Here is a 23,736-nt window from a genome sequence, read left to right on the forward strand (position 1 = left end):
GATCTCCTTTTCTACGGCTGATTATTTTTCCGCGGGCAGACCGATGACCCGGCCGATGTAGGCGGGGCGCGGCAGATCGGCCTGTTCGGCGGTCAGGGCTTGCAGGCGCTGCAGGACCGGCTCGCTGAACGGCGCCGAACGCGGTCCGGCCAGGTCGACGTGGAGCAGCATCTGCTCGTTGCCGGCCAGCTCCTGGGGATCACCGGCCCTGTGCAGGCTGTGATACAGGTGCAGGCGCTTGCGGTCGTGGCCAATGATCTGGGTGCGCACCTGGACCTCGGTGCCCTGCTTCACTTCGTGCAGGTAGTTCAGGTGCAGTTCCAGGGTGAACAGCGAGTGGCCACTGGCTTCGCGGTGGCCGCTGTCGAGCCCCAGGCGATCCATCAGGGCATCGGTGGCGTAGCTGAAGATCAGCAGGTAGAAGGCATCGCGCAGGTGGCCGTTGTAGTCGACCCAATCGCTGATGATGCGGGTGCTGTAGGTGGTCAGGGCAGGCATGGGATCACCGGTTGGATGCAGGGGGTGGGTTAGTCGTGAAAATGCATGCCGTGCTTGGCCTTGGTGGTTTTCACCGCCTCCAGCACCGCCAGCAGGCAGTCATCACGATAGCGCTCCAGGGCCGAAATGCTGTGCGTGCCCAGTTGCTCGGCCGTGCCTTCGACCACGTCGTCGATCAGCTTGTCGGTCAGTTCCGGGGCTGGCAGGTAGGTCCAGGGCAGTTGCAGCGCCGGGCCGAACTGGGCCATGAAGTGGCGCATGCCAGCGTCGCCCCCGGCCAGGGTGTAGGTGAGGAAGGTGCCCATGAACGACCAGCGCAGGCCGGCGCCAAAGCGGATCGCGTCGTCGATTTCCCCGGTGGTCGCCACGCCGTCGTTGACCAGGTGCAGGGCTTCGCGCCACAGCGCTTCGAGCAGGCGGTCGGCGATGAACCCCGGCACTTCCTTGCGCACGTGCAAGGGGCGCATGCCTAAGGATTCATAGACCTTGATCGCCGCCTGGATCGCGGCGGGTGCGGTGCGCTGGCCGCCCACCACTTCCACCAGTGGCAGCAGGTACACCGGGTTGAACGGGTGGCCCACCACGCAGCGTTCCGGGTGGGTCGAGCCCTCGTAGAATTCACTGGGCAGCAGGCCCGAGGTGCTGGAGCCGATCAGGGCATCGGGCTTGGCCGCGGCGCTGATCTTGCTGTGCAGCTCCAGCTTGAGTTCCAGGCGTTCCGGAGCACTTTCCTGGATGAAGTCGGCGTCTTTTACGCAGGCTTCGATGGTGCTGACAAAGCGCAGGCGCTGTGGCGAGGCGCCGGGTGCCAGCCCCTGTTTTTCCAGGGCGCCCCAGGCATTGGCGACCCGCTTGCGCAGGGCGGCTTCGGCCCCGGGGGCCGGGTCCCAGGCCACCACGTCCAGGCCGTGGGCCAGGGCGCGGGCCACCCAGCCGCTGCCGATCACGCCGCTGCCCAGGGCGGCGAAGGTCTTGATCTCGGTGATAAAGGTCATTGCGTCTTCCTGAAAAAAGAGTCTGTAGGCGCTGGCTTGCCAGCGGCCCTGTTGGCGGCCTTGCGGGCCTCTTCGCGAGCGAGCGCGCTCCTACAAGGGGTGGGTGGTTCGGGTTAGCCGCGTTGTTTCAGGCCCATTTTCTGTCGGCCCTCGGCCGGGGTCAGGACTCGGGCGCCGAGGCGGCTGAGGATCTCCGTGGCCCGTTCCACCAGTTGGCCGTTGGTGGCGAGCACGCCACGGTCCAGCCACAGGTTGTCTTCCAGGCCGACCCGCACGTTGCCTCCCAGCAGTACCGCCTGCGCGGCCATGGGCATCTGCATGCGGCCAATGCCGAAGCCGGCCCAGACCGCGTCCGCCGGCAGGTTGTCGACCATGGCCTTCATGGTGGTGGTGTCCGCCGGGGCGCCCCAGGGAATGCCCAGGCACAGCTGGAACAGCGGGTTGTCCAGCAGCCCTTCCTTGATCATCTGCTTGGCGAACCACAGGTGCCCGGTGTCGAAGATTTCCAGCTCGGCCTTCACCCCCAGTTCCTGGATGCGCTTGGCGCCGGCCCGCAGCTGGGCCGGGGTGGACACGTAGATGGTGTCGCCGTCGCCGAAGTTCAGGGTGCCGCAGTCCAGGGTACAGATCTCCGGCAGCAGTTCCTCGACATGGGCCAGGCGGGTCAGGGGGCCGACCAGGTCGGTGTTGGGGCCGAACTCCATGGGGTGCTCGCCGGCGCCGATCTCCAGGTCGCCGCCCATGCCGGCGGTGAGGTTGACGATGATGTCGATGTCGGCCTCGCGAATCCGCTCCATCACTTCGCGGTACAGCGCCACGTCCCGGCTGAATTTGCCGGTCGCCGGGTCACGCACATGGCAGTGGACCACGGTGGCGCCGGCCTTGGCGGCCTCCACGGCGGCGGCGGCAATCTGTTTCGGGGTGACCGGCACGTGGGGGCTCTTGGCGGTCGTGTCGCCAGCACCGGTGAGTGCGCAGGTGATGATGACGTCGTGGTTCATGGTGCGGTTCCTTACAGGCGTGTTTGCTGGGGGCGTGGGGTGGCCGTGCGCAGCCCTGGGTGGGCTGCGGGGCGCGAGTGTGGGTGGTTTATTTACTGGTCAGTTGCAGGTGTTCGGCGGCCGGCTTGCCATCGAAGGTGGTCACCCCTTCCAGCCAGCGCTGCTGGTCCTGTGGGTGGTCCTTGAGCCACTGCCGGGCCGATTCCAGGGCGTCCTTGTGATCCAGCAGCGGCTGCATCATGCGGCTCTCGTCTTCGGCGCTGAAGGTCAGGTTGGTCAGCAGCCGGTGCACGTTCGGGCACTGCTCGGCGTAGCTCGGCGCGGTGACGGTCCACACCGTGGCCTGGCCTTCGTTCGGCCCCAGGGCATCCTGGCTGCCGCTGAGGTAGGTCATCTTGAAGTTGACGTTCATCGGGTGCGGCGCCCAGCCGAAGAACACGATGGCCTCGTTGCGCTTCACCGCCCGGGCCACCGCCGACAACATGCCGGCTTCACTGGACTCCACCAGCTGGAACTGGCCCAGGCCGAACTGGTTCTTGGCGATCATTTCCTTGATCTGGGTGTTGGCCCCAGAGCCGGGTTCGATGCCGTAGATCTTGCCCCCCAGTTCCTTCTGGAAGCGGGCGATGTCGGCGAAGGTCTTCAGCCCCTTGTCCGCCAGGTAGGCGGGTACGGCCAGGGTGGCGCGGGCGTCCTTGAGGCTCGGCTCGGCCAGGACCTTGACCTGCTTGGCCTCGACGAACGGGGTGATGGTCTGGGTCATCAGCGGGTTCCAGTAGCCCAGGAACAGGTCCAGGCGCTGGTCGCGGATGCCGGCGAAGATGATCTGCTGCGAGGCGCTGGTCTGCTTGGTCTTGTAGCCGAGGCCGTCGAGCAGGACCTGGGTCATGGCGCTGGTGGCGATCACATCGGTCCAGTTGACCACCCCCAGCCGCACGTTCTGGCAACTGGCGGCGTCGGCGGCCAAGGCCCCGCTGCTCAGAAAAACGCTACCACTAAGCGCAAGCACACAGCTGCTGATCAGTCGTTTCATGATGCTTTCCTCGGCAGGTCGTTATTGTCGGTCCCGGCGTCTTTGTGCGCAGGTGATGCCAAGGTACGCAGGCCTCGCCTGCGGCAAACGCACAGCGGCGACCGACTCTTGCACTGCAGCGACCTGCCCCCTTGTGGCTGGGATGGCTTTGGCGTATCACAAGGCCCACGCTGGCCGTCACTGGAGTGCGTTGCATGTCCCAGGATTTCTATTTCCTGCTGATGCCGGGGTTCTCCGCCATCGGCTTTATCTCGGCCATCGAGCCGCTACGGGTGGCCAATCGCTTTCGTGGCGAGCTGTACCGCTGGCACGTGTTGAGCGCTGACGGCGGCGCGGTGCTGGCCAGCAATGGCATGTCGGTGAATGTCGACGCGGCCCTGGAGCCGCTGAAGAAGGGCGCGACCCTGTGGGTGGTGGCGGGTTTCGAACCGTTGAAGTTCCTGACCCCGGCGTTGGAGCACTGGCTGCGGCGGCTGGAGGGGGAAGGCGTGATTCTGGGCGGGATCGACACCGGCAGCGTGATCCTTGCCGAGAGTGGTTTGTTGGAAGGGCACCGGGTGACCCTGCATTGGGAAGCCATCGAGGCCTTCAAGGAGTCCTATCCGCAGTTGAGCGTGACCCAGGAGCTGTTCGAGATCGATCGGCGGCGCATCACCTGCGCCGGCGGCACCGCGTCGATCGACATGATGCTCGACCTGATCGCCCAGGCCCACGGCCCGCAACTGGCGATCCAGGTCAGCGAGCAGTTCGTGCTCGGGCGCATCCGCCCGCGCAAGGATCACCAGCGCATGGAAGTCGCCAGCCGCTACGGCATCAGCAACAAGAAGCTGGTGCAGGTGATCGGCGAGATGGAACAGCACAGCGAGCCGCCCCTGAGCACCCTGGCCCTGGCCGAGTCGATCAAGGTCACCCGGCGCCAGCTGGAGCGCCTGTTCCGCCTGCACCTGAACGACACCCCGAGCAACTTCTACCTGGGGCTGCGCCTGGAGAAGGCCCGCAAACTGCTGCGCCAGACCGACATGAGCGTGCTGGAGGTGAGCATTGCCTGCGGTTTTGAATCGCCGTCCTACTTCACCCGCAGCTACCGTGCGCGTTTCGTGCACTGCCCGCGGGAAGACCGGCGCCAGTCGGGCGGCGGCCGGGAGCTGGTTTGACAGGGTTTTATAGTTAATTATACTCGCGACTATAAATTATAGTCCTGGCAATAATTGAGTATAAAACCATGTCGAAAAACACTGGCTTCGTGTTTCGTCGTCCTGCCCTGGCGCTCAATATTGCCGATGGCCTGGTGGGCTCCGGGATCCAGGACTACAGCTCGGGGCTGTTCCTGGCGGCGCCGCGGCGTACCGGTAAAAGTACCTTCCTGCGCGAAGACCTGCTGCCCGAGTGCCAGCGTCGAGGCTGGCTGGCGGTCTATGTCGATCTTTGGGCCAACCGCGAAAAAGACCCCGCCGAGCTGATCGCCGGGGCGATTGCCGGCGCGCTGGTGCCGTTCGAAAAGGGCATGCGCAAGCTGGCCAAGTCGTTGGGGGTGGAGAAGCTCAGTTTTCTGCGGACCTTGTCCTGGGACTTCAGCGCGTCCCAACTGCCGGAAGGGGCCACCCTGACCCAGGCTCTGGAACTGCTGCACAGCGCGGCGGGCAAGACCGTGGTGCTGGTCATCGATGAGGCCCAGCATGCGCTGAGTTCCGAGGCCGGGTTGAATGCCATGTTTGCCCTCAAGGCCGCCCGTGACCAGCTCAATCAGGGGCGCGAGATGGACACCAGCGGCCTGCGCCTGGTGTTCACCGGGTCCAACCGGGACAAGCTGGCCCATCTGGTGCTGAACCGCAACCAGCCGTTCTTTGGTTCGAGCATCACCCCCTTTCCCTTGCTGGGGCGTGACTTCACCAAGGCCTACACCGCGCACCTGAACGCCCACTTGGCGCCCACCAACCAGTTCAATGCCGAGGACCTGGATCTGGCCTTCGAATGGGTCGGTCGGCGCCCGGAAATGCTCCGCAGCATCATTGGCCAGGTGGCCCTAGAGTTGGGGGAGGCAAGCCAGCTCAACGAGCTGTTGCGCAGCAGTGCCGAGATGCTCCGGGCCGGGGTCTGGAGCGAATTTGAAAGCGCCTGGAATGGCCTGACCCTGGCCCAGCGGGCAGTGCTGGAAGTGATGGTCGAGCGCTCGCGCAACAACCTGTCGTTTGCGCCCTTTACCGACGACACCCTAGCGGCGGTCGCCAAGGCGCTCCAGGCCATGGGCAGCGATACCCAACCGGGAACCCAGACGGTGCAGGCGTGCATCGATGCCTTGCGGGAGAAGGAGCTGGTGTGGAAGTCCAGCCGTGGTGCCTACGCCCTGGAGGACAATTCCTTTGCCGACTGGCTGCAGCACTACCACCGCAAGGCGTAGCCGCTGCCGCCAGCGACGAACGGCCCGCAGGGACGCGGGGCTCTCAGGTGCGCTGGAGGTTGCGTCAGGCAACGCCCTGGATCATTTTTTCATCAGGGCCGCACAGGCCGCTTTGTAGGCTTCGTGCTGGTACTTGTTCAGCGTCGCCGGCAATTCGAAAGCGTGTTTCTTGTACTGAGCGTTGAGAGTCTGCGGCGACAGCAGGCTCACTTCGCACTGCTCCAGCAACTGAAACACGCCTTCGATCTTGAAGGTGGTGGGGCCGCCGGCGAACTCGCCTTTCTTGCTGCGTTTCTTGATGGCGATGCGGGTGATCCCGTGTTCGCGGACAAAGGCCCCGACCTGACTGGCGAAGGCCTTGACGTTGGCGGCCTCGTCATCGTCTTCCAGGGCGATTTTCTTGGTGGCCAGCGGCTGGTGTTGCGGCGCGCCGTCTTGCAGGGAGGCGAGGGCGAAGATGGCTTCGCTGCCTTTGATCTCGATACCGCAAATGCTCATGGGGAACCCTTTCAATCGGTGAGTGGGGTGCAGCTTACAGCTCCAGCTGGTCGGCGCGTATGCCGAAGGCGGCGGCGATCTTTTCCCGGGTGGCCCGGCGTGGCCGGGCGACGCTTTCCTGCTGGGCAAAGGCCGGCTGGGAGATCCCCAGGCGCCTGGCGACTTCGTCCTGGGTCAGGTGCAGGTGCTCGCGCCAGGCGCGGATCGGCGTGGCGCCGTCGACCATGCGGCTGACCACGTCATGGGGAATCAGATCGGCTTCCTTGTGCTGGGCCATGTACTGCGCGTAGGGAATCACCACGAATGCCGGGCTGCCGTCCGGGCCGTGGATGATCTGGATGTCAGTAGGTGCGTTCATCACGTTTCTTGACCTCTTGAACACTGACGATGTGAATGGCTCCGTCCCAGTCGAACAGGACCCGGTACTGCCCGACCCGCAGGCGATAGGCATAGGTGTGGCCGGACAGGGCTTGACGCTGCCACTGGCGGGCATGTCGGCCAGCAGGGAAATCGCATCGCGAACCTGGACCTGATGCTCGTGGTGCAGTCGCATCAACTGCTTGACCGCTTTTCTACTCCAGAGGATCTCGTTCATGGCGGACTATATAAGCCTTTTATAAGTAATACGAATCCTTGCTTATATTTTCTGTCCGGCCAAACGCAGAACCTTGTCCCGTTGTTGCCCGGCGCGGCCGCTACCAGGTCGTGGACTGCCCGCGCCGGTCCACTTCGTACACCTTCTGGCGCAGCAGGCGTTCCTTGAGCCAGCGTTCGGCCTTGCCCATCACTCGCTGCCGGGCCCAGAGCAGGTCGACGCCGATCAGCCAGTCGGTATGTGGGTAGGCGCCCAGTTGCAGTTCCACCAGCTCGCCCTTGGCCAGTTCACGCTGGATCAGTTGCCGGGGCAGGGTGGCCCAGCCCAGGCCGGCACGGACCATTTCCAGCAGCGCCAGGTAGTTTTCCGCCTGCCACAGTTGGGTGGAGCGCAGGTATTCGCTGCTGGGCAGCTTGTTGGCGTGGGCGCTGAAGGCCAGGCGCCGGTGCACGTGCAGGTCGTCGAAGGTCACGCTATCGAGTCGCGCCAGCGGGTGGTCCGGGTGGCAGACGTGCAACATGATCAGCTTGCCCAACTGCTGGAACTCCAGTTCCTGGGGGTAGCCGGGTTGTGAAAAGGCGATGCCCAGCACTGCCTCGCCCCGGGCCACCAGTTCGCTGGCATCGCCGGACAGCGGATGGCGGATCAGCAGGTCGACATAGGGAAAAGCCTGCTCGAACTCCTGCAAGGCCGGCATCAGCGGGCCGTAGGGCGTTTCGATGACGATCGACAGGTGCGGCTCGACCGCCTCTGACAGGCAGTCGGCATGGGCCTGCAGGGTCAGGCAGCGCTCCAGCACGGCCTCGGCCTGCAGCAGTATCTTTTGCCCCGTGGCGGTCAGTACCGGGTTGCGGGCGCTGCGGTCGAACAACTCCACCCCCAGGTCCGCCTCCAGGTTGCCGATGGCCACGCTGACCGTGGACTGGGTCTTGCCCAGCTTGCGCGCCGCCGCCGAGAACGAACCGTTTTGCGCGGCCTGTACGAACATCTGCAGTTGATCCAGTGAAAAGCGCATCGCGGCTCCCGGCCCTGGAACAGGGCTGTCTGATCCATCGTTAAAAACGATGGCTGCTCATTTGTTTCATCGTATTCAAGCACAGATGATGCCCCGCGACGTCCGTACTTCCTGCCGGAGCGCTGCTCCCGGATGCCTGCCAGAACAACAACAAAAGCCGCACCTTCAGGAGACCTGCGACATGACTATTTCCCGTGTGCATCCCGTGGACGAGGTCCTGCCCGTTCGCCAGCTGTTCACCTTCGGCCTGCAACATGTACTGGTGATGTATGCCGGTGCCGTGGCGGTACCCTTGATTCTAGGCAATGCGCTGGGCCTGACCCCGGCCCAGGTGGTGCTGTTGATCAACGCCAACCTGCTGACCTCGGGTCTTGCCACCCTGATTCAGACCCTGGGGTTCTGGCGCTTCGGGGCGCGGCTGCCATTGATCCAGGGCTGCTCGTTCATCGCCCTGGCGCCAATGATCATGATCGGCAAGCAGTTCGGCCTGACCGAGGTGTTTGGTGCGGTGATCGCGGCGGGTCTTGTCACCATTGCCCTGGCACCGCTGTTCAGCCGCCTGCTGCGATTCTTCCCGCCCGTGGTGATCGGCAGCCTGATCACCATCATCGGCATCTCCCTGATGCCGGCGGCGGCCATCTGGCTCGGTGGCGGCAACCCGGCGGCGGATGATTTCGGTGCGCCGGCCAATCTGCTGCTGGGCCTGGCCACGGTGGCGGTGACCCTGGTGATCTATGGCAGGTTTTCCGGCTTCATCGGCAACCTCAGCGTGCTGATCGGCTTGCTGGTCGGCAGCCTGATCGCCGCGGCGTTCGGCATGACCGACTTCGCCCAGGTCGGCCAGGCGGCCTGGTTCGAGCTGAGCCCGCCCATGGCCTTCGGTGCCCCGCAGTTTTCCCTGGTGCCGATCCTGATCATGACCCTGGCGATGCTGGTGATCATGGCCGAGACCACCGGCAACTGCCTGGCCATCGGCAAGCTCACCGGCAAGCCAACCACCCAACGCACCCTGGGCGACGCCTTTCGCGCCGACGGTCTGTCAACCATGGTCGGCGGCCTGTTCAACAGCTTTCCCTACAACGCCTTTACCCAGAACACCGGGCTGATCGCCCTTTCCAAGGTCAAGAGCCGCTTCGTGGTGGCCGCCGCGGGGGCAATCATGGTGCTCATGGGGCTGTTTCCCAAGCTCGGCGCCCTGGTGGCCGCAGTACCGACTCCGGTGCTTGGCGGTTGTGCCATCGTGATGTTCGGCATGACCACCGTGGCCGGTATCCAGGAGCTGTCGCGGGTGCCATTCGAAGGCACGCGCAACGCCATCGTGGTGGCGGTTTCGGTCAGCGTCGGGGTGCTGCCGATGTCCTTCCCGGCGCTGTTCGCCCACCTGCATGGCCCGCTCAAGCTGGTGCTGGAAAGCGGGATATTTCTCGGCGCCATGACCGCCATCGTCCTCAATCTGCTGCTCAATCCGCGTGAGCCGGCCGCCCCGGTGCTGGCTGCTCATGCCGAACTTGGCGACTGAAGTTTTTCGCGCCGCCATTTTGTGTGGCGGCCTCTGCCCGTGAACAGGAGGTCAAGATGACCCGGATTCTCTCTTCCATCCCAGCCGGCGTCAGCGAGCTGGACCTGCAATTGCTGCGTCAGAGCATCCAGCTCGCCGAAGAGGCCAAGGCCCGTGGCCGTCACCCATTTGCCGCCCTGGTGGCGGACCGTGACGGCAAGGTCATCGCCAGCGCCGGCAACAACTCGATGCCCCCCGAAGGCGACCCGACCCAGCATGCCGAACTGGCTGCCGCTGCCAAGGCGGCCAGGCTCCTCAGCCCCCAGGCCCTGGCCGAGTGCACCCTGTACACCAGCGCCGAGCCCTGCTGCATGTGCGCCGGTGCCATCTACTGGACCGGCATTGGCCGGGTGGTTTACGCCCTGTCCGAACATGCCTTGCTGGAACTGACCGGCGACCACCCGGAAAACCCGACCTTTTCCCTGCCGTGCCGTGAAGTCTTTGCCCGCGGGCAGCGGCAGATCCCGGTGTTCGGGCCGATGCTGGAGAATGAAGCGGCCCTTGCGCATCAGGGGTTCTGGAAATGAACGGCGGCATTTCCATCCACGTGGTGGACGTCGCCAGCGGCAAGGTGGCCGAAGGCATGGTGGTGCGGGTGCGCCGCCTGGGCGGCGATTGGCTATGCCAGGGGCGGATCGGCGGCAATGGCCTGCTGAATGGCTTGCCAGAGTGCGCGGCCAGCTTCGGGCCGGGCGTCTACGAAGTGGAGCTGGAGGTGGCGGCGTTCTATCGCGAGCAAGGCCAGGCGCTGCCGCCGGTGCCCTTCCTCGATGTGCTGGTGTACCGCTTCGGCCTGGATGACCCGCGCCAGCACTACCACCTGCCGTTCAAGCTCACCGCCTGGGGCGTCTCGTGCTTTCGCGGCGGCGCCTGACCCGGCGTTGACCTGGCGTTGACCTTGTAGGAGCGAGCTTGCTCGCGAAACCCTCGCAACCGCCGCACCGGGTTCGGCAGGGCGATTTTTACGGGCAAGCCCGCTCCTACCAGCGCGATCGGGTCATTCCTGGGCGATGGATTCGATGAATTCTGAACGCTCGTCGCTCATCCGTGCCAAGCAATCATTGGTGGCGATGGTGTAGGCCTTGGTCCCGGGCTTGGCCGGGAAGGATTCCATCGCACAGTCGGCCTCGCGCTGCTTCTGCCACAGCTGCTGGGCGTTCTTGACCTTGGCGCTGATGTCGGCCAGTTGCGCCTTGTCGTTGCCGTACAAGGTGCCCAGGCGTTCCAGCAGGCTTTGCACGTTGTCGCCCAGCAACTGCTCGGCGGTGGTCCGGTTGTAGGTCGCGCACTCCAGGGTCTGCACGTCGTTTTCCACGCCGTCGCAGGGCGTGTTGTCGGCCTCTTCGGCCGCCTGTACGCCGGTCGCTATCAGTAACAAGGCCAGGAAGATCGGTTTCATTGCAGCGCTGCCCTCATCCAGTGAAGCGTTCGTTGAAGCGGCGAATTCTGGCGCATGCCCCGGGCAAAGAACAGAGGCCATCCCTGCCCTCCGTCCGGCCCTTTGTCAGTGCTTGACGCTTTCGGCAATTCCCCTGTCGTTTTTGCACCCAGGCGCCCCGGCCCTCAAGCATATGCTGACCCCAAAGCGCCGGCAGACGATTCGGCGCATGAATCGCCAATAAGGGGACAGCCTGATGAGCCCAGCCGAATTACACGCCGACAGCATCGTTATCGACGGGCTGATCATTGCCAAGTGGAACCGCGAGCTGTTCGAGGACATGCGCAAGGGTGGCCTGACCGCCGCCAACTGCACGGTGTCGGTCTGGGAAGGCTTCCAGGCCACTGTCAACAACATCGCGTCGAGCCAGAAACTGATCCGTGAAAACAGCGACCTGGTGATGCCGGTGCGCACCACCGCGGACATTCGCAAGGCCAAGGAAGTGGGCAAGACCGGCATCCTCTTCGGCTTCCAGAACGCCCACGCTTTCGAAGACCAGATCGGCTATGTCGAGGTGTTCAAGCAGCTGGGCGTGGGCATTGTGCAGATGTGCTACAATACCCAGAACCTGGTGGGCACCGGCTGCTACGAGCGCGACGGCGGCCTGTCGGGCTTCGGCCGCGAGATCGTCGCCGAGATGAACCGCGTCGGGGTCATGTGCGACCTGTCCCACGTCGGTTCCAAGACCAGCGAGGAAGTGATCCTCGAATCCAAGAAACCGGTCTGCTACTCCCACTGCCTGCCGTCGGGGCTCAAGGAACACCCGCGCAACAAGTCCGATGCCGAGCTGAAGTTCATCGCCGACCACGGCGGTTTCGTCGGCGTGACCATGTTCGCGCCGTTCCTGGCCAAGGGCATCGACTCGACCATCGACGACTACGCCGAAGCCATCGAATACACCATGAACATCGTCGGTGAAGACTCCATCGGCATCGGCACCGACTTCACCCAGGGCCATGGCCAGGACTTCTTCGAATACCTGACCCACGACAAGGGCTACGCCCGGCGCCTGACCAACTTCGGCAAGATCATCAACCCGCTGGGCATCCGCACCGTGGGCGAGTTCCCCAACCTCACCGAAACCCTGCTCAAGCGCGGCCACAGCGAGCGCGTGGTGCGCAAGATCATGGGCGAGAACTGGGTCAATGTCCTCAAGGATGTCTGGGGCGAATAAGACCACCCCCCACAGCACATTCCTGTAGCCGCTGCCGCAGGCTGCGATCGGCTCCGAAGGAGACGCGCTCTTGCGGCCCTCGGAAGGCTCTTCGAGCCTTTTCGCAGCCTGCGGCAGCGGCTACAGACGTACTTATCCACAGAATTCCGGAGTTTTGAAACATGGCCAAGATCGCCCCGCAATTGCCTATCGAAGTCGACAGCGAAACCGGTGTCTGGACCTCCGACGCCCTGCCGATGCTCTACGTGCCGCGGCATTTCTTCGTCAACAACCACATGGGCATCGAAGAGGTCCTGGGCGCCGAGGCCTATGCCAAGATCCTCTACAAGGCCGGCTACAAGTCCGCCTGGCACTGGTGCGAAAAAGAAGCCGAATGCCACGGCCTGGAAGGCGTCGCGGTGTTCGAGCACTACATGAAGCGCCTGTCCCAGCGCGGCTGGGGGCTGTTCAAGATCCAGGACATCGACCTGGATAAAGGCACCGCCAGCGTCAAGCTCGAACACTCGGCGTTCGTCTACGTCTACGGCAAGGTCGGGCGCAAGGTCGACTACATGTTCACCGGCTGGTTCGCCGGCGCCATGGACCAGATCCTGGCCGCCCGTGGCAGCAAGATCCGCACCGTGGCAGAGCAGGTTTACGGTGGTTCCGAAGAAGGCCACGACGATGGCCTGTTCGTCGTCAAACCGTTGTAAGCGGAGTTAAGAAAAATGGCTTTCGAAGCGATGTTCCAGCCGATCCAGATCGGCAAACTGACCATCCGCAACCGTGTGCTCAGTACCGCCCACGCCGAGGTCTACGCGACTGACGGCGGCATGACGACTGAACGGTATGTGAAGTACTACGAAGAAAAGGCCAAGGGCGGCATCGGCCTGGCGATCTGCGGCGGTTCCTCGGTGGTGGCCATCGACAGCCCGCAGGAATGGTGGAGCTCGGTGAACCTGTCCACCGACCGCATCATCCCGCACTTCCAGAACCTGGCCGACGCCATGCACAAGCATGGCGCCAAGATCATGATCCAGATTACCCACATGGGCCGTCGCTCGCGCTGGGACGGCTTCAACTGGCCGACCCTGATGTCGCCGTCCGGTGTGCGCGAACCGGTGCACCGCGCCACCTGCAAGACCATCGAGCCGGAAGAGATCTGGCGGGTGATCGGCAACTACGCCCAGGCCGCGCGCCGGGCCAAGGCCGGTGGCCTGGACGGCGTCGAACTGTCGGCGGTGCACCAGCACATGATCGACCAGTTCTGGAGCCCGCGGGTCAACAAGCGCACCGATGAATGGGGCGGCACCTTCGAGAAGCGCATGCGTTTCGGCCTGGAAGTGCTCAAGGCGGTGCGCGCTGAAGTCGGCGACGATTTCTGCGTCGGCATGCGCATCTGCGGTGACGAGTTCCACCCGGACGGCCTGTCCCACGAGGACATGAAACAGATCGCCAAGTACTACGACGACACCGGCATGCTGGATTTCCTCGGCGTGGTCGGCTCGGGCTGCGACACCCACAATACCCTGGCCAACGTCATCCCCAACATGAGCTTCCCGCCGGAGCCGTTCCTGCACCTGGCGGCGGGCATCAAGGAAGTGGTCAAGGTTCCGGTGCTGCACGCACAGAACATCAAGGACCCGAACCAGGCCACGCGAATTCTCGAAGGCGGTTACGTCGACATGGTCGGCATGACCCGCGCGCACATGGCCGACCCGCACCTGATCGCCAAGATCAAGATGGGCCAGATCGACCAGATCAAGCAGTGCGTCGGCGCCAACTACTGCATCGACCGCCAGTACCAGGGCCTGGACGTGCTGTGCATTCAGAACGCCGCCACGTCCCGTGAATACATGGGCGTGCCGCACATCATCGAGAAAACCACCGGCATCAAGCGCAAGGTGGTGGTGGTCGGGGCCGGCCCGGCGGGTATGGAAGCCGCCCGTGTCGCCGCCGAGCGCGGCCACGACGTGACCCTGTTCGAGAAGAAAGAGGCCATTGGCGGGCAGATCACCACCGCCTCCAAGGCTCCGCAACGCGATCAGATCGCCGGCATCACCCGCTGGTATCAGCTGGAACTGGCGCGCCTGAAGGTCGACCTGCGCCTGGGCACCGCGGCAGACACCGCGACCATCCTCGACCTGCGCCCCGACGTGGTGGTGCTGGCCGTGGGCGGCCATCCGTTCATCGAGCAGAACGAACACTGGGGCGCCGCCGAAGGGCTGGTGGTCAGCAGCTGGGACATCCTCGACGGCAAGGTGGCGCCGGGCAAGAACGTGCTGGTCTACGACACCATCTGCGAGTTCACCGGCATGTCGGTCACCGACTTCATCGCCGACAAGGGCTCGCAAGTGGAGATCGTCACCGACGACATCAAGCCGGGCATCGCCGTGGGCGGCACCTCGTTCCCCACCTACTACCGCAGCCTGTACCCCAAGGAAGTGATCATGACCGGGGACCTGACCCTGGAGAAGGTCTACCGCGAGGGCGACAAGCTGGTGGCGGTGCTGGAGAACGAATACACCGGCGCCCGCGAAGAGCGGGTGGTGGACCAGGTGGTGGTGGAAAACGGCGTGCGTCCCGACGAGGAGCTCTACTACGGGCTCAAGGAAGGTTCGCGCAACAAGGGCCAGATGGACGTCGAGGCGCTGTTCGCGATCAAGCCGCAGCCGTGCCTGAGCGAAACGGGGGAGGGCTACCTGTTGTTCCGCATCGGCGACTGCGTGTCCCAGCGCAATACCCACGCCGCGATCTACGACGCACTGCGCCTGTGCAAGGACTTTTAGCGGCAGCTGCAAGTTTCAAGCTGCAAGCGGCAAGTTGAAGCAGGCGTTCGCGATTGCTCTTTCTTGCTGCTGGAAGCGCGCGGTCGATAGGACGCACTCGGCTCTGTGAGGATTTTTAGCGGCAACTGCAAGTTTCCGGCTGCAAGCTGCAAGCGAAAGCACTGCTCACATTGCTCTTTCTTGCCGCTTGAAGCTTGCCGCTTGCAGCTGACTGTAAGGTGACTGTGATGTTGAACACCCTTCTTCCCATTCTGTTGTTCGCCGCCGTTGGCCTTGCGGTCCTCGGCGCGCTGCGGCGCGTGGCCCTGTGGCGCCAGGGGCGGGCCTCCAAGGTCGACCTGATCGGCGGCCTGCTGGCCATGCCCAAGCGCTACATGGTGGACCTGCACCATGTGGTGGCCCGGGACAAATACATGGCCAACACCCACGTGGCCACGGCGGGCGGCTTCGTCCTGGCGGCGGTGCTGGCGATCCTGGTGCATGGTTTCGGCCTGCACAGCCGCATCCTCGGCTATGCCTTGCTGCTGGCGACCACGCTGATGTTCGTCGGCGCGCTGTTTGTCGCCAAGCGCCGGCGCAACCCGCCGGCGCGGCTGTCCAAGGGGCCATGGATGCGCCTGCCGAAAAGCCTACTGGCGTTTTCCGTGAGTTTCTTTGTGGTGACCCTGCCCGTGGCCGGGATCCTGCCGGAACACTTCGGCGGCTGGGTGCTGGCGGCGATCTTGGCGGTCGGCGTGCTCTGGGGCGTGACCGAGTTGTTCTTCGGCATGACCTGGGGCGGGCCGATGAAGCACGCCTTCGCCGGGGCCCTGCACCTGGCCTGGCACCGCCGCGCCGAACGCTTTGGCGGCGGCCGCTCCACCGGCCTCAAGCCGCTGGACCTGGAAGACCCAAGCGTGCCCCTGGGCGTGGAAAAACCCAAGGACTTCACCTGGAACCAGCTGCTGGGCTTCGACGCTTGCGTGCAGTGCGGCAAGTGCGAGGCGGCGTGCCCGGCCTTCGCCGCCGGCCAGCCGCTGAACCCGAAGAAACTGATCCAGGACATGGTGGTCGGCCTGGCCGGCGGCACTGACGCGCAGTTCGCCGGCAGCCCGTACCCTGGCAAAGCCATTGGCGAACATGGCGGCCATCCGCACCAGCCCATCGTCAACGGCCTGGTGGATGCAGAGACCCTGTGGTCTTGCACCACCTGCCGGGCCTGCGTCGAGGAATGCCCGATGATGATCGAGCACGTCGATGCCATCGTCGACATGCGTCGTCACCTGACCCTGGAGAAGGGCGCGACCCCGAACAAGGGCGCCGAGGTCCTGGAAAACCTCATCGCCACCGACAACCCCGGCGGCTTCAACCCAGGCGGGCGGATGAACTGGGCGGCGGACCTGAACCTGTCCCTGCTCAGCGAAAAGCAAAGCACCGACGTGCTGTTCTGGGTCGGCGACGGCGCCTTCGACATGCGCAACCAGCGCACCCTGCGGGCCTTCGTCAAGGTGCTCAAGGCGGCCAAGGTGGACTTCGCCGTGCTCGGCCTGGAAGAGCGTGACAGCGGCGACGTGGCCCGGCGCCTGGGCGACGAAGCGACCTTCCAGCTGCTGGCCAAGCGCAATATCCAGACCCTGGCCAAGTACCGCTTCAAGCGCATCGTCACCTGCGATCCCCACAGTTTCCATGTGCTGAAAAATGAATACGGCGCCTTCAACGGCCACTATCTGGTGCAGCACCACAGCACCTATCTGGCCGAACTGATCGACGCTGGTGCGCTGAACCTGGGCCAGCACAAGGGCAGCAGCGTGACCTATCACGACCCTTGCTACCTGGGGCGCTACAACGGCGAGTACGAAGCGCCGCGCGAAGTGCTGCGGGCCCTGGGCATCGAGATCAAGGAAATGCAGCGCTCGGGCTTCCGTTCCCGTTGCTGCGGCGGTGGCGGCGGCGCGCCGATCACCGACATTCCGGGCAAGCAGCGGATTCCCGACATGCGCATGCAGGACATCCGCGAGACCGGCGCCGAGCTGGTGGCCGTGGGTTGTCCACAGTGCACGGCGATGCTCGAAGGGGTGGTGGAGCCACGGCCGATGATCAAGGACATCGCCGAGCTGGTGGCCGATGCCTTGCTCGAAGAGCTCGCCCCGGGTAAAGCCCCGGCGGCGGTGAAACCCGAACCTGCGGAGGTGCACTGATGAGCGAGATTATCCGCCGCGATCCCCGCGCCGAGTGGATCGCCCGCAACCGCCTGCACCCGCTGCACGCGGCCATGCAGCCGGCGCAGCACAGCTGGATGGGCCCCAATGGCCTGATCCGCAAGAACCCCCACGGCATCGGTTTCATCGGCCCCAACGGCCTCAAGCGCATCGACCGCAGTGGCGCCCAGCAGGGCGGCAGTGCCAAGCGCACGGCGGCGGCCGAGGTGCAGTTGCCGCTGCATCAGGTGGCGCAACCGGCGTTCTACATCAGCGTGGTACCGGACATGGTCGGCGGCCGCCTGAGCAGCCACGACCGCGACCTGCTGGGCCTGGCCCGGCAACTGGCGGGCCAGGACGGCGCGGTGCTGGCGGTGGTGTTTGGCGAGCACAAGGAGTCGGCCTTTGCCATGGCGGGCGTCGACCGCCTGCTGGTGCTGCCTGGCAGCGAGTTCGACGGTTATGCACCAGAACAACGGGTGCAGGGCCTGCGGGCTGTGGATAACCAGTTCAGTCCGCGTCATTGGCTGCTGCCCGACAGCCGCACCGGTGGCGGCGAACTGGGCCGGCGCCTGGCCGCGGCCCTGGGCGAACGCCCGGCGACCCGGGTCTGGCAGGTCAAGGACGGGCAGTGCATCGGCCGTGCCGGTGCCGGCTTGCAGGACCTGGCGCGACCGGCGCCACGCTTGATCCTGGCGGCGGCCGAATGCGCCGAGCCGGTCAGCGAAACCCGCCACGAAGCCTTGCCGGTGGAGTTATCCACAAGCGTGGCCCGCAGCCTGGCGCGCATCGAGGATCTGGGCGCGGTAGCGGTGGACCCGGCGGCGATTCCCATGGCCGAGGCCGAATTCATCTTTTCCGGGGGCAACGGGGTCAAGGACTGGCCACTGTTTCACCAGACCGCCGCGGCCCTGGGCGCCACCGAAGGCGCCTCGCGGGTGGCGGTGGACGACGGTTTCATGGCCCGTGACCGGCAAGTGGGGGCCAGCGGCATCTGGGTCACCGCGCGGGTCTATGTGGCGGTGGGGATTTCCGGGGCGATCCAGCACCTGCAAGGCATTGGCGCCTGCGACAAGGTGGTGGCGATCAACCTCGACCCGGGTTGCGACATGATCAAGCGCGCCGACTTGTCGGTGATTGGCGACAGCGCGGAAATTCTCAAGGCCTTGATCGCGGCGGTAGCGGCCTACCGCAACGACGCCAAGCGCGATGCGGCTTAAGGGGACGTTATGAACAGCAATGTGATCAGCCTGGTATCGATAGGCGCGCACCCGACTTCCGGCCGCCCACGGCGTGCCGAACAGGACGCCCGCGCGGTGGAGCTGGGCCTGCAACTGGCGGGGGACAAACTGCAGGTGCTGCATGCCGGCGACGTCGCCGAACCGGCGCTACGCGCTTACCTGGGCATGGGCCTGGAACAGCTGCATGTGCTGGAACAGCCGGCGGGCGCCGATGCCCTGCCGATCCTGAGCCAGTACCTGCGTGACGCTGGCGCCCAGGTGGTGCTGACCGGTAGCCAGGCGGAAACCGGCGAAGGCTCCGGCATGCTGCCATTCCTGCTGGCGGAAAACCTGGGCTGGCCCCTGGTGGTGGGGTTGGCGCAAGTCGAGTCCCTGGCCGATGGCGTGGCCCATGTGCTGCAAGCCTTGCCCCGTGGCCAGCGGCGTCGGCTCAAGGTGCGCCTGCCGTTCCTCGCCACTGTGGATAACGCCGCGCCGAAACCGCGCCAGAGCGCCTACGGCCCGGCGCGTCGCGGCGTGCTGCAGGCCGATCAGGTCGTGGTGGTGGAGGACGAGTTGTTCACAGCCTCCAGCCTGCAACCGGCCAAACCCCGGCCCAAGCGCCTGAAAGTGATCAAGGCCAAGAGCGGCGCCGACCGCATGAAGGCCGCCACCGCCAAGGCCAGCGGCGGCACCGGCCAGGTGCTCAAGGGCGTGAGCCCCGAGGCGGGCGCCGAGGCCATTCTCAAACTGCTCATCGAAGAAGGCGTGGTTCGCTGAGTTCGAGGTTATGCCTCCCCCTTCGTGCCGCACCGCCAGCTCCTGCAAGGGGCTGGTGGGCTGGTTACTCACAATCCCTGTGCGCGGACCTGTGGATAAGGTGTTCGCGCCTTGCTCCAGCCCATGTGCAACAAGCCCTGTAGCCGCCTGTACGAAATTTGATCAGGCTAAGCAGGCGTTTTTCAAGGCTTTTTTTCCAGGGCGGGGAAACAGCCGAAGAGAGTTTTGCACAGCACTTGCCCCCAAAGTCTGTTGGCGCTTCTGTGGATAAGATGTTCGCTTAGCGCTACAGGCCTTACAGATCGTGCCTTGCAGGGTTTTGATCAAAAACTAGCCAAATGCGGCTTTTTCGGCCACTTACCCCGCCGGGAGCCCGATTATTCGCGGCTTTCAGGGGTTTTCCACAGTGCTCCGAGGTATTCACCCCAGTTGCCCCCAAAGTCTGTTGGCCTTTCTGTGGATAAGGTGTTCGCCTTCCGCTATAGGCCGCTGATGACGTGGCTTTCAGGTGTTTGTTCAAAAATCGATCAATGGCGTTCAAAACCCCTGCTTTTGCATAAGTCACGGTTTTTATTGCCATTGCCCGGCGAAATATCCCCAACCGCCATGCACTTGCCCACAGTTGCTGTGGGCCAAGGTGTGGATAAGGTGTTTGCTGAAGGCTGCACCCCTTGTCGTTCATAGCGTGCACGGCAATAGATCAAATTTCATACAGTTCTAAGGGCTGCCTTGACAGTGCCAAGGGGCCTGTCTTGACTGATGCCACAAGGACTTGGCAGTTACTTATCCACATCCGGCTGCCGGGAGCTCAGGCAATGGATTGTCGTCTATCAGCGGCTTTTGCAACCCGCGCCTCCCTCCCTCGACGTACCCGCCGCCGCGCCGCCAATCAGCGCGCACGCCTGTAGCCGCGCACCTGGGCCTGCGCCCTCAGCACTGATTTCACTGTGGGTGTTTCTGGCGCCGTGGCCCTGTGGTGCGCGCCTGGCTTTACCCATCAGAGGCAACCGCAGAGTTGCCCCATTTGCCTGAGAGGTATCCCGTCATGACTCGGATCGCGACCCCCATCAGCGAGATCCAGGAACACTACGACGTTATCGTCATCGGCTCCGGCTACGGGGGCGGCATCGCCGCCTCCCGATTGTCCCGGGCCGGCCGCCGGGTCTGCCTGCTGGAGCGGGGCCGGGAAATCCAGCCCGGCGAGTACCCCAACACCCTGGCCAGCGCCACCGAAGAACTCCAGGTGCATGACCCTGAAGGCCACATTGGCTCGCGCACCGGGCTGTTCGACTTGCACGTCAACGCCCAGCAGAACGTGGTGGTGGGCTGTGGCCTGGGGGGCACTTCGCTGATCAACGCCAACGTCGCCCTGGAACCCGAACCCGGAGTCTTCGACGACCCGCGCTGGCCCCAGGCCGTGCGCGAGCACCGAGACACCCTGCTCAAGGAGGGGTTTGCCCGGGCCCGGGAAATGCTCAAGCCCAACCCCTATCCGGATTCGGCGCCGCCCCTGGCCAAGCTCAAGGCCCACCGCAAGTCCGCGGATTTCCTCAAGCAGGGCACGCACTTCTACAAGCCACCGATCAACGTGACCTTCAACAAACTGCCCAACAACCTCAACCACGTCGGGGTCGAGCAGCTGCCGTGCAACCACTGCGGCGACTGCGTCTCGGGCTGTAACAACAAGGCCAAGAACACCACCCTGATGAACTACCTGCCGGACGCCTGCAACCATGGGGCCGAGATCTTCTGCCAGGCCCAGGTGCGCTACCTGGAGCGTGACGGTGACGGCTGGATCGTGCACTTCCAGTACCTGGACAGCGGCCGCGAGAAGTTCTCGGCGCCGACCCTGTTCGTCAAGGCCGACATCGTCGTGCTGTCCGCCGGGACCTTGGGCTCCACGGAAATTCTCCTGCGTTCCCGGGCCAAGGGCCTGTCCACCTCGGCCCAGCTCGGCGAACACATGAGCGGCAATGGCGACATCCTCGGTTTCGGCCACAACTGCGAGCAGCCGATCAACGGCATCGGCTTTGGCACCCACCCGGCCAACGAGCTGCAACCGGTGGGCCCCTGCATCACCTCGATCATCGACATGCGCAGCGAAGGCGACTGGCGCAGCCGCATGGTGATCGAAGAGGGCTCGATTCCCGGCGCCCTGGGCCGGGCCATGGTGCCGAGCATGGCGCTGTTCGCCAGCACCCTGGGCCAGCCCACCGACGATAGCCTCAGCGGCAAGCTGGGTTACAAGGAGCGCGAGGCCGAGAGCTTTCTGCGTGGGCCTTACCACGGTGCCCTGCACAACATGCAGACCTACCTGATCATGAGCCACGACAACGGCCGTGGGCGCATGCTGCTGGACGCCCAGGACCAGCTGCGCATCGACTGGCCAGGGGTGGGCGAACAGCCCAACGTGGTGCTGGGTAACGAACGCCTGCACCAGGCCACCCGGGCGCTGGGCGGGATCTGGGTGGAAAACCCGATCTGGACCCCGCTGCTCAAGCACAGCATTGTCTCGGTGCACCCGCTGGGCGGCTGTGTGATGGGTGAAGACGCCGGGCAGGGCGTGGTCAACCACAAGGGCCAGGTGTTCAGCGGCCCCACTGGCACGGACGTTTACCCCGGGCTGTATGTGACGGATGGCGCGGTGATTCCGACGTCGCTGGCGGTCAATCCGCTGCTGACCATTTCGGCCGTGAGCGAACGCAATATGCGCCTGCTGGCGCAGGATCGTGGCTGGCAGATCGACTACCGCCTGCCGTCGGCGCCGAGCAAGGCGGTGCCGGCACCGACCCTGGGGGTGCAGTTCACCGAGACCATGAAGGGGTATTTTTCCAGCGCCTTCACTCAGCCCCAGGGCACCGACCTCAAGGTGTATGAAGCGGCCGCCAAGCGTGGTGAAGCGGAAAACTCGCCGATCGAATTCACCCTGACCATCACCGCCGCCGACCTCGACCGGATGATCAAGGAGCCCGCGCACGCCGCGACCCTGGTCGGCACGCTGAATGCCCCGGTGCTGTCGCCCCAGCCCCTGGTGGCCAGCCACGGCGTGTTCAACCTGTTCGAGGAGTACCAGGAGCAGGTCGGCGTGCGCCACATGAACTACGACATGCGCCTGACCGCCGAGGACGGCAGCGAGTACTTCTTCAGCGCGTTCAAGACCGTGCCCGAAGACCACGGCGTGCTGAACATCTGGGCCGACACCAGCACCCTCTACGTGACCCTGTACCGTGGCCAGGACCAGAACGGCGCGGTGCTGGGCAGCGGGGTGATGCACATCCTGCCGGCGGACTTCGCTCGGCAGATGACCACCATGAAGGTGCTCAACGCGCGCAACGAGCGCGAGCGCATCGAGGCCCTGGCGCGCTTCGGCAAGTTTTTCGCCGGGATTCTCTGGGAGAGTTACGGCGGGGTCTTCGCCGGGGATATCTACTTCAACCCCGACGCGCCACCCCGGCTGAAACGCCCCCTGGATGCGCCGGTGCCGACCGTGCATTTCTTCCAGACCGAGGACCATGTGCACCTGCGCCTGACGCGTTATCAGGCAGGTAGCAAGGGCCCGGTGATGCTGGTGCACGGGCTGGGCGTGGGCTCCAACATCTTCTCCACCGACACCATCCAGACCAACCTGCTGGAATACCTGTGCAAGCACGACTATGACGTCTGGCTCCTGGATTTCCGGGTCAGCATCCTGCTGCCGGCGAGCAAGCAGGAATGCAATGGCGACCAGATCGCCGCCTACGACTTCAAGGCCGCCATCGGCCAGATCAAGCAGGCGACCGGGGCCCGGGACGTGCAATGCGTGGTGCATTGCTATGGCGCCACGACCTTTTTCATGTCGCTGTTGGCGGGCCTGCAGGGCGTGCGTTCGGTGGTCTGCTCGCAGATCGCCGCCGACACCGTGGTGGCCGCCGCCACCGGGATCAAGGCCGGGTTGCACCTGCCGGGCATGCTCGACGCCATCGGCATCAAGTCGCTGACGGCCTATGCCGACAGCAAGGAAAGCTGGTTCAACAAGCTCTACGACACGGCCCTCAACGGCTATGCCCGGCTTGAAGCCCAGGGTTACTGCACCAACCCGGTGTGCCACCGCATCACCTTCATGTACGCCTCGCTGTACCGCCACGACACCCTCAACCAGACCCTGCACGACAACCTGCACGAGCTGTTCGGCGCGTCCAACATCGAAACCTTCGAGCACCTGGCGCTGATCTGCCGCAAGGGCCACCTGGTGGACTTCAAGGGGCGCGACGTCTACATGCCGCATTTCGACCGGCTGAAGCTGCCGATCTGCTTCATCAGCGGCGCCGACAACCAGTGCTACCTGCCGCAAAGCACGCAGAAGACCTACGAGCGCCTGTGCCAGTTGCATGGCCCCGAGCTGTTCAGCCGCCATGTGGTGCCGGGTTACGGGCATATCGACTGCATCTTCGGCAAGAACGCGGTGGTGGATGTGTACCCGCTGATCCTTGCGCACCTGGACAAGACCGCCCAGGGCTGACCCTGGCCGGCCCGCGGCGAGGTAGCCGCGGGCCCGGGCCAGGACAGGAAACAGGCAGCGCGGGAAGCACGCTTCGAGGCTGAGTGCAGG

Annotated in this window: 20 protein-coding genes and 1 pseudogene; 12 read left to right on the forward strand and 9 right to left on the reverse strand. The window is 64.6% G+C overall.

Going from position 1 to position 23,736, the window contains the following annotated elements; translation table 11 throughout:
- Window positions 1–21: 21 nt before the first annotated feature.
- From LXM55_RS27345 to LXM55_RS27360, 4 genes are all read right to left on the reverse strand, one after another.
- A complete protein-coding gene (locus tag LXM55_RS27345) occupies window positions 22–498 on the reverse strand; it encodes a thioesterase family protein (RefSeq protein WP_233323250.1) in 477 nt (158 codons plus the stop codon).
- 29 nt (window positions 499–527) lie between these two features.
- A complete protein-coding gene (locus tag LXM55_RS27350) occupies window positions 528–1,493 on the reverse strand; it encodes an L-carnitine dehydrogenase (RefSeq protein ID WP_233323251.1) in 966 nt (321 codons plus the stop codon).
- 113 nt (window positions 1,494–1,606) lie between these two features.
- A complete protein-coding gene (locus LXM55_RS27355; protein WP_233323252.1) occupies window positions 1,607–2,494 on the reverse strand; it encodes a 3-keto-5-aminohexanoate cleavage protein in 888 nt (295 codons plus the stop codon).
- A gap of 88 nt (window positions 2,495–2,582) precedes the next feature.
- Window positions 2,583–3,527: a choline ABC transporter substrate-binding protein gene (locus LXM55_RS27360; protein WP_233323253.1), complete on the reverse strand. Its 945-nt coding sequence runs from the start codon at window positions 3,525–3,527 to the stop codon at window positions 2,583–2,585.
- A gap of 194 nt (window positions 3,528–3,721) precedes the next feature.
- Between LXM55_RS27360 and LXM55_RS27365 the strand changes: the two genes are divergently transcribed.
- Window positions 3,722–4,681 (forward strand): GlxA family transcriptional regulator, encoded by a 960-nt coding sequence (locus tag LXM55_RS27365; RefSeq protein ID WP_233323254.1) that lies wholly within the window; start codon window positions 3,722–3,724, stop codon window positions 4,679–4,681.
- Window positions 4,682–4,749: 68 nt separating this feature from the next.
- Complete coding sequence (locus LXM55_RS27370) at window positions 4,750–5,925, forward strand: ATP-binding protein (protein ID WP_233323255.1); 1,176 nt, start codon at window positions 4,750–4,752, stop codon at window positions 5,923–5,925.
- Window positions 5,926–6,006: 81 nt separating this feature from the next.
- Here the strand turns inward: LXM55_RS27370 and LXM55_RS27375 are convergent, their stop codons facing one another.
- From LXM55_RS27375 to LXM55_RS27390, 4 genes and pseudogenes are all read right to left on the reverse strand, one after another.
- Window positions 6,007–6,423 carry a DUF3010 family protein gene (locus LXM55_RS27375; RefSeq protein ID WP_233323256.1) on the reverse strand — a complete coding sequence of 139 codons (417 nt, stop codon included), beginning with the start codon at window positions 6,421–6,423 and terminating at the stop codon, window positions 6,007–6,009.
- A gap of 34 nt (window positions 6,424–6,457) precedes the next feature.
- Window positions 6,458–6,781, reverse strand: a complete 324-nt coding sequence (locus LXM55_RS27380; protein WP_233323257.1) for a helix-turn-helix domain-containing protein — start codon at window positions 6,779–6,781, stop codon at window positions 6,458–6,460.
- A pseudogene (locus LXM55_RS27385) lies at window positions 6,765–7,018 on the reverse strand (type II toxin-antitoxin system RelE family toxin). Before LXM55_RS27385 ends, LXM55_RS27380 begins: the two are co-directional and overlap by 17 nt.
- Before the next feature lie 100 nt (window positions 7,019–7,118).
- Window positions 7,119–8,033 carry a LysR family transcriptional regulator gene (locus LXM55_RS27390; RefSeq protein ID WP_233323258.1) on the reverse strand — a complete coding sequence of 305 codons (915 nt, stop codon included), beginning with the start codon at window positions 8,031–8,033 and terminating at the stop codon, window positions 7,119–7,121.
- Between the two features lie 181 nt (window positions 8,034–8,214).
- Between LXM55_RS27390 and LXM55_RS27395 the strand changes: the two genes are divergently transcribed.
- The 3 genes from LXM55_RS27395 to LXM55_RS27405 are packed head-to-tail and all read left to right on the forward strand — an operon-like array spanning window position 8,215 to window position 10,465.
- The gene (locus tag LXM55_RS27395) at window positions 8,215–9,552 is read left to right on the forward strand and encodes a nucleobase:cation symporter-2 family protein (RefSeq protein WP_233323259.1); all 1,338 of its coding nucleotides are present in this window, start codon (window positions 8,215–8,217) and stop codon (window positions 9,550–9,552) included.
- Window positions 9,553–9,608: 56 nt separating this feature from the next.
- Window positions 9,609–10,118 carry a nucleoside deaminase gene (locus tag LXM55_RS27400; protein ID WP_233323260.1) on the forward strand — a complete coding sequence of 170 codons (510 nt, stop codon included), beginning with the start codon at window positions 9,609–9,611 and terminating at the stop codon, window positions 10,116–10,118.
- Window positions 10,115–10,465, forward strand: coding sequence for a hydroxyisourate hydrolase (locus tag LXM55_RS27405; RefSeq protein ID WP_233323261.1), 351 nt, complete (start codon window positions 10,115–10,117; stop codon window positions 10,463–10,465). Before LXM55_RS27400 ends, LXM55_RS27405 begins: the two co-directional genes overlap by 4 nt.
- Before the next feature lie 123 nt (window positions 10,466–10,588).
- On the opposite strand, the gene LXM55_RS27410 is transcribed toward LXM55_RS27405, so the two are convergent.
- Window positions 10,589–10,990 carry a lysozyme inhibitor LprI family protein gene (locus tag LXM55_RS27410; protein ID WP_233323262.1) on the reverse strand — a complete coding sequence of 134 codons (402 nt, stop codon included), beginning with the start codon at window positions 10,988–10,990 and terminating at the stop codon, window positions 10,589–10,591.
- Between the two features lie 235 nt (window positions 10,991–11,225).
- Here LXM55_RS27410 and LXM55_RS27415 point away from each other — a divergent pair, with 235 nt between their 5' ends.
- The 7 genes from LXM55_RS27415 (at window position 11,226) to LXM55_RS27445 (ending at window position 23,646) form a co-directional block, all read left to right on the forward strand.
- Complete coding sequence (locus tag LXM55_RS27415; RefSeq protein WP_123726579.1) at window positions 11,226–12,203, forward strand: dipeptidase; 978 nt, start codon at window positions 11,226–11,228, stop codon at window positions 12,201–12,203.
- Window positions 12,204–12,364: 161 nt separating this feature from the next.
- Complete coding sequence (locus LXM55_RS27420; RefSeq protein ID WP_233323263.1) at window positions 12,365–12,895, forward strand: 4-vinyl reductase; 531 nt, start codon at window positions 12,365–12,367, stop codon at window positions 12,893–12,895.
- Window positions 12,896–12,910: 15 nt separating this feature from the next.
- Window positions 12,911–14,971 (forward strand): dimethylglycine demethylation protein DgcA, encoded by a 2,061-nt coding sequence (dgcA, locus tag LXM55_RS27425; RefSeq protein WP_233323264.1) that lies wholly within the window; start codon window positions 12,911–12,913, stop codon window positions 14,969–14,971.
- A 227-nt stretch (window positions 14,972–15,198) separates the two neighbouring features.
- Window positions 15,199–17,148: a dimethylglycine demethylation protein DgcB gene (gene dgcB / locus LXM55_RS27430; protein ID WP_233323265.1), complete on the forward strand. Its 1,950-nt coding sequence runs from the start codon at window positions 15,199–15,201 to the stop codon at window positions 17,146–17,148.
- Window positions 17,148–18,368, forward strand: a complete 1,221-nt coding sequence (etfA, locus tag LXM55_RS27435) for an electron transfer flavoprotein subunit alpha (RefSeq protein ID WP_233323266.1) — start codon at window positions 17,148–17,150, stop codon at window positions 18,366–18,368. Before dgcB ends, etfA begins: the two co-directional genes overlap by 1 nt.
- A 9-nt stretch (window positions 18,369–18,377) precedes the next feature.
- Window positions 18,378–19,148 (forward strand): electron transfer flavoprotein subunit beta, encoded by a 771-nt coding sequence (gene etfB, locus LXM55_RS27440; protein ID WP_233323267.1) that lies wholly within the window; start codon window positions 18,378–18,380, stop codon window positions 19,146–19,148.
- A gap of 1,045 nt (window positions 19,149–20,193) precedes the next feature.
- A complete protein-coding gene (locus LXM55_RS27445; RefSeq protein WP_233323268.1) occupies window positions 20,194–23,646 on the forward strand; it encodes a GMC oxidoreductase in 3,453 nt (1,150 codons plus the stop codon).
- The last annotated feature ends 90 nt before the right edge of the window (window positions 23,647–23,736 follow it).

This window comes from Pseudomonas sp. Au-Pse12, from assembly GCF_021341665.1.
Classification (GTDB): Bacteria; Pseudomonadota; Gammaproteobacteria; order Pseudomonadales; family Pseudomonadaceae; genus Aquipseudomonas.